Raw genomic sequence first — 6,952 nt, forward strand, 5'->3', positions numbered from 1 at the left:
GACCTGAGGTGCCTTTTATTTCCTTCCTTTAATTTGGTTATGGTTGTTTAAGGTAGCGTCTATCTTTAAGGAACAGGCGCCAGAACAGATAAAAGGCAGGAATCAAAATTCCAAATCCAACCCCGTACACAATCAGCATCGGATAGAAGGTTGATGGATTTGTGAATCCTTCTGTAACTGTGAGATGCGGGTAGACGAGATAAGGGAGGTGTGCTGAACCATAAGCATAGATGGCAATTCCATATTGGAGAATGATGGCTGTAACAGCAAGCCTTGACCAGCCGCGCACTCCGTCCCGTTTTTTAATAAATAACAAAGTGTACCCAATGATAAAAAAGAACACAGATAATCCAAACCACAGCCAGTTATCCTCGATGTTCTCCACGATCCAATTTGCTTCTGTGGGGAATGTCCCAATCGTTAACATAGCAATAGCGATCGACACGGGACCGAGCCAAATCGCATGCTTGCGAAATGTCTGATAGGCTGACCAATCATCAGCTTCCTTGGAATAATCCATAAGAAAAACGGATGAAATAAAAAGCTCGGTGGAAAGACCAAATGCAATATGCATATACAAGGTCGGGTGAGTAAGCAGCTCAGCGTAATGAAGGACTGGCAGATCATTATCAAAATCCACAAATCCACCGAGTGTGATCGGTAAGATACTTACAAGAAGTGCGGGAATAATTAACCCGGAAAATCCTGAGGTCAGTCGCATAAGTTCCCTGTATTTTTGAGTATGGTGTTCAAAAACCATAAACGTTGTTCGAATCGTCAGCAGCAGCAGCCCAATTCCAACGGGGACAAGCAGGATACTGCCAAGTAAAGTTGTTGCAAAAGGGAAGAACGTAACAACGGAAACAACGAAGATGACTAAAAAGACATTTGTAACTTCCCAGGTAGGTGATAAAAAGCGGTTCGCGATCTGCGAAGCACTGGTCTGATCGTTTTTTCCGTAAATCATTCCCCAGAATCCTGCTCCAAAATCAAGAGATCCAAGGATGGAGTAGATAAAGAGTAAGCTCCATAATATCGTAATGGCGAGCGTCGAGGCTTCCATAGGTTAATCAGCTCCTTTATAGGTAAACTTGGATTTAATGCGCTGCATCCAGGTCTTTGCTTACAGGGTTCCGCTTAAAATAGGATCGCAATACAAACCCGGTGATAAATAATAGAGTGATATACAGCGTTAAAAATAATCCAAGTAAAAAGCCGACACTGCTTGATTTAGTTGCTGCTTCGCCTGTTCGAAGTACGTCTGTTATGGTCCAGGGCTGTCTTCCAATACAGCTGAAGCACCAGCCGGTTTCAATCGCAATCATCGCAAGCGGTCCGCTGACTGCAAGAATAGCCAGAAGCCATCCTGGCAATTCCCTTTTTAGCACATGCTTCCAAAATATAGCGAAAAAAGCGACGACAATTAAAAGCGATCCGATACCGACCATGACGTTAAATAGTACATGTACATAAAGAGGAGGCCATAGTTCCTCAGGAAATTCATTCAGGCCGAGAACTTCTGTATCCAAGCGGTCTCCAGCCAAAAAACTGAGAGCGTAAGGGATTTCCACGGCATATTTGACCCGCTGGTCTTCCAGTGATGTATAGCCTCCAATGGATAAAGGTGCATAGCGTGTGGTCTCAAATAAACCTTCGGCTGCAGCGAGTTTACGCGGGTTATATTCATGCAGCATTTGAGCCGTTTCATGCCCATTTATCGCAGTAGCCATGGACATGATTGCACCAAAGTACAAAGCGATAGTCAGAGCTTTTTTATGATAATTACGCTCTTTACTCGACAGGCCTTTTCTCATTAAACGGATAGCAGCAATGGAAGCAATGATAAAAGCAACCGTCATATAAGCAGATAGGGTCACATGGATAGCAGTCACACCAAAGCTTGGATTAAAGAAAGCAGCCCATGTATCGACATCCGTCACACTTCCGTCAGGGGTTATGTTAAAACCGGCTGGTGTATTCATCCACGCATGTACATCTGTAATTAAAATCGCAGAAGCTGTTGCCCCGAGAGCAACCGATATAATGCTGATAAATCTTAAAACAGGCGGCAGCCGATCAGCTGCATATAAGTAGATCGACATGAAAACGGCTTCGATTAAGAATGCGAAAATCTCCATCTGGAAAGGCAGGGCAATCACTTGTCCGACTATTTCCATGAAATTAGGAAAAAGCAATGATATAAGAACACCGACAATCGTACCGGAAGCAATTGAAACCGCAAGTATAATGGCGAAACCTTTGGTCCACCTTCTTGCCATCAGTGCATAATCGGAATCTTTTTTAATGTAATGCAGAACTTCAGCGAGAATGATCATTACAGGGAGTCCAACACCGATTGTGGCATAGATAATATGAAACCCTAAGGAAGACCCAAACAGTACACGGGCCATAACAACGATATCCATGAAATAGTCCACCTCCAATAACTATCCATCATTTATTTCCTTAATATCTTTTTATATACAAAAAGTGGGGATTTTGATCGGCAGATTAAAAAAAGACACCCACTAAGTTAGTGAGTGTCATGTTTTTGACAGAGAACCATCCATTCATCAATTGAAAAAGATTCGATGCTACCTTCTTTATGGTCAAAGGAAAAATAGGAAGAGGCTTGAGGTCCCGCTTGAAGGAAATACTCTTCTACAAGCTGCTGTCCGTTTTTATCATGAAGTGTCCGCTCCAACCAATCCCGGAAAGGCAGTGTTTTTTTGCGCTTAACTTCTCTTTTCAGCTGAAATCCTGCAGGCTGAATCATGGTTTTCCATTCTGACACTTTCCAGGCCCGGTGGTGACTGGAATCACGCATTTGTTCGAACGTGTTGAAGAAAAGGTCGAGGTGATCATCCTCAGGGGCTGTATTATCGACCATCAAAAATAATCCCTGGGGTTTCAGTACCCGATAAGCTTCTTTTATAAATTTCTCTGGTTCTGAAAAGTGATGAGGAGCAATTCTGCAGCAGACCACATCAAAGCTTTCATCAAGAAACGGGAGACTCGAAACATCCGCAATAATATAGGAAAGGTTTTTTATATCGCTCAAGTGCCTTGCTGTGTTTTGCAGCATCTCTTTGGTGAGGTCGCTTGCCACAACATGATCCATCCACCGGCTCATTTCCCTGGCTACATGCCCGCCGCCAGTCGCCAGATCAAGTCCTATCCAATTTGGTTCAGGATTCAGCCATTCCGTAATTAAGTTTAAGTCTTGCTGGTTATTATGGGTAGTGCTGCTTACATAAGCTTCTTTGTTTTTAGAAAAGGTAGATTGAACCCTTTTTTTCATTTCTTCAGACATCCCGCCACCTTCTTTCTGGTTTGTTATTAGTGTACTCTCCAGGATGGAAAAGCGATAATACTGGATTTTAATCCAATCTGATAAGTAAAATTAATCAAAGAACACGGCCCACCTGTTAAATCGTATAAATCCCCCGAAAAATGGGGAGGATGGTGGGTGAAGATCCTTTGACAATTCAAGGATTTCCATGTACGATATGGAGAAACTACGTATTTTTTCGTTGACGAGAAGAGTAGGCTGTAAAGGCTGTCCACAGAGAGTCGCTGTTTGCTGCAAGGCGATGACAGGTTAGAGCTGAAGATCATCTCTGAGAAGTTTCGCTGAAATGAGATTAGAGTAGGTGAAACCGGCAGACGGCCGTTATCCGTTTTATGAACCGAGAGCCGTGCAATTGCTGCGCGGAATATGGGTGGTACCGCGGATCTACATCCGTCCCTGTTTTTATGAGCAGGGGCGGATTTTTTATATCTAAAAGGGATTTCCCCTTGAGTCTATGGTTGATGAGTTTATCGAGATAAAAATAAAAAGGGTAAGAGGTGGAACGAATGCGCAGTGTTAACACGAAAGAAGCAGCAGTAGACCGCGAGAATCGCGTCAAGGACTATTGGAACGCTGAAAATGTATTCAATCGTTCAATGGATGAACGAGAGGGTGCAGAAACGTTTGTATTCTATGAAGGTCCTCCAACAGCTAACGGACTTCCGCACGCCGGTCACGTACTGGGCCGTGTTATTAAGGACTTTGTAGCTCGTTATAAAACCATGGGAGGTTACCAGGTACTTCGGAAAGGCGGCTGGGATACTCATGGTCTCCCTGTTGAACTTGAAGTAGAGAAGCAGCTTGGTATTTCCGGAAAACAGCAAATCGAAGAGTACGGTGTAGAAAAGTTTATTGAAGAATGTAAAAAAAGTGTCTTTAACTACGAGAAGCAGTGGAGAGAGTTTACGGAGTCCATCGGCTACTGGCTGGATATGGATGATCCGTATGTAACGCTTCAGAACCGCTATATTGAAAGTGTCTGGTATATCCTGAGTGACCTTCACAAACGCGACTTATTAAGCAAAGGGCACCGTGTTACCCCTTACTGCCCAAGCTGCCAGACTACACTTAGCTCGCACGAAGTTGCTCAAGGATATGAAGACGTAAAAGACCTGTCAGCAACAGCTAAGTTTAAAGTGAAAGGATCCGAAAATGAGTTCTTCCTGGGATGGACGACAACTCCTTGGACCCTTCCTGCGAACGTAACGCTTGCTGTACATCCTGCGCTTACGTATGTAAAAGCGAAGCAGAATGATGAAGTTTATATCGTTGCTGAAGCACTGGCTGAGAAAAATATGGGGGAAGACTACGAAGTTCTATCTACTCATAAAGGCAGTGAGTTTACCGGAGTAGAATATGACGCGCCATTCCCATTTGTTAAACCTGAGCGCGGTCACTTTGTGGTAGAAGCTGATTTCGTTAACGCGGAAAGCGGTACGGGTGTCGTACACATTGCTCCTGCTTATGGTGAAGATGACTATGCTTTAGTAAACGAACACAATCTGTCATTCTTTAACGTAGTGGACAGTCAGGGACGTTATACGGAAGATATTCCTCCGTTTGCAGGAAGATTCGTAAAAGACTGTGACGTTGACATTGTGAAGTACCTGGCAAACGAAGGACTTCTTTTCCATAAAGAAAAGTATGAGCACAGTTACCCGCACTGCTGGCGCTGTGACTCTCCGTTGCTTTACTACGCAATCGAAAGCTGGTTTATCAAAACCACAGAGCTGAAAGATCAATTCCTGAAAAATAACCAGCAAGTGGAGTGGTATCCAGACCATATTAAAGATGGCCGTTTTGGTAATTTCCTTGAAAATATGGTCGATTGGAATATTGGACGTAACCGTTTCTGGGGTACACCGTTACCTATCTGGATCTGTGACTCCTGCAATCACCAGTATGCCCCGCACAGTCAGGCGGATCTACAGGAAAAAGCGATCGGTGATATCGGGGATGTAGAGCTTCATAAGCCATATGTCGATCGTGTTCAGTTGAAATGTGATCATTGTGAAGGAACGATGAACCGTGTCCCAGAAGTTATCGACGTTTGGTTTGACAGTGGCTCCATGCCATTTGCTCAGCAGCACTATCCATTTGAAAATAAAGAGCAGTTTGAGAAGCAATTCCCGGCAGATGTGATCTGTGAAGGAATTGACCAGACCCGCGGCTGGTTCTACAGCCTGCTTGCTGTTTCGACCTTGTTTACAGGGAAAGCCCCTTACAAACGTGTGCTTTCTACTGGCCACATCCTGGATGAAGAAGGCCGTAAGATGTCGAAGAGTAAAGGGAATGCCCTTGACCCAATGGATCTCGTGAATAAATTTGGAGCGGATGCTTTCCGCTGGGCTCTCCTTGCAGATAGTGCTCCATGGAACAACAAGCGCTTTTCAGAACGCGTTGTTGTGGAAGCTAAATCAAAAGTGATTGATACGCTTGTAAATACGCACGGATTCTATACGCTGTATGCAAATATTGATGGTTACGAGTTCGACGCGAATGAAACGGGAGAGAAAACACTTCTGGACCGCTGGGTACTCGCCCGGTTGAATAGTGTGACAGCTGCGGTTACCGAGGCTCTCGATAATTATGACTTTACAAAAGGTGCTAAAGCGCTGGAGAAATTTGTCGATGAGTTGAGTAACTGGTACATTCGCCGTTCCCGTGATCGTTTCTGGCAGGAAGGAATGACTGAATCCAAGAAAGCTGCTTACCATACCTTGCACGAAGTTCTGGTTAACTTAAGTAAGCTGCTCGCACCGTTTATTCCATTTGTAGCGGATGATATCCATCACAATCTCACAGGCGAAAGTGTTCATCTCGCTTATTTCCCGAAAGTGGATGCCAATCAGGCAGACAGTCAGCTTGAACAGGATATGGATGCCGTACTTCAAGTAGTTGAACTGGCCCGCGGTGTAAGGAATACCGAAGCGATTAAGACGAAGCAGCCGCTGTCTGAACTAGTTGTCATTCCTGTGAACCCTGAACAAGGAAAAGCATTGGAGCGGTACAACTCCATCATCCGTGATGAAATTAACGTCAAAGAAGTGGTCGTTAAGCAGTCTTCTGATGATCTCGTCCGTTATGAAGTGAAGCTTAATTTCCGTGCGGCAGGTCCTGTTCTCGGTAAGAATGTAGGTGCTGTTAAAGGTTATCTTGAAAAGCTTACAGATGAAGAAGCAGCTAAGGTTGTTAACGATGGAAAAGTTGTGGTCCCAACAGGAGATGGAGAGGTTGAAGTACCGATGGATCTACTAAATGTAGAGCGCGTAGCTGATTCGGGCTTGTCTATGGGATCCAACCAGGACTTCCACGTGATTCTTGATACAACGATCACTGAAGAACTTCGTCTTGAAGGCCTGGCGCGTGAAGTAATCCGTGTCATTCAGGATGATCGTAAACAGCAGGATCTTCCAATTGATCTGCGCGTTAATATCGCTCTTGATGGCGATGAAGATGTGAAGAAAGCCATCCAGCAAAATGAAGCACTGATTCGTGAAAATGTACTCGTGAAGAACCTTACAGTAGGAGAAACGGATAACATGAAAGACTTTACGGTTGGCGAAAGCCAAGTAAGAGTCGCGCTTCAAAAATAAATAT

At 44.2% G+C, this 6,952-nt stretch carries 4 protein-coding genes and 1 other annotated feature; of the genes, 1 reads left to right on the forward strand and 3 read right to left on the reverse strand.

Annotated features, from left to right (window positions below):
- Positions 1 to 37: 37 nt before the first annotated feature.
- The 3 genes from WAM07_RS10700 to WAM07_RS10710 form a co-directional block, all read right to left on the reverse strand.
- The gene (locus WAM07_RS10700; RefSeq protein ID WP_422166728.1) at positions 38 to 1,063 is read right to left on the reverse strand and encodes a cytochrome d ubiquinol oxidase subunit II; all 1,026 of its coding nucleotides are present in this window, start codon (positions 1,061 to 1,063) and stop codon (positions 38 to 40) included.
- 34 nt (positions 1,064 to 1,097) lie between these two features.
- Complete coding sequence (locus WAM07_RS10705) at positions 1,098 to 2,426, reverse strand: cytochrome ubiquinol oxidase subunit I (protein ID WP_422166730.1); 1,329 nt, start codon at positions 2,424 to 2,426, stop codon at positions 1,098 to 1,100.
- A gap of 107 nt (positions 2,427 to 2,533) precedes the next feature.
- On the reverse strand, positions 2,534 to 3,313 hold the full coding sequence (locus tag WAM07_RS10710) for a class I SAM-dependent methyltransferase (RefSeq protein WP_422166732.1): 780 nt from the start codon (positions 3,311 to 3,313) through the stop codon (positions 2,534 to 2,536).
- A 211-nt stretch (positions 3,314 to 3,524) separates the two neighbouring features.
- Positions 3,525 to 3,753: a binding site (T-box leader), on the forward strand.
- A 105-nt stretch (positions 3,754 to 3,858) separates the two neighbouring features.
- Here WAM07_RS10710 and ileS point away from each other — a divergent pair.
- Positions 3,859 to 6,948, forward strand: coding sequence for an isoleucine--tRNA ligase (ileS, locus tag WAM07_RS10715; RefSeq protein WP_422166733.1), 3,090 nt, complete (start codon positions 3,859 to 3,861; stop codon positions 6,946 to 6,948).
- Positions 6,949 to 6,952 lie beyond the last annotated feature (4 nt).

The organism is Halobacillus sp. (assembly GCF_049282395.1).
Taxonomy (GTDB): Bacteria; Bacillota; Bacilli; order Bacillales; family Halobacillaceae; genus Halobacillus.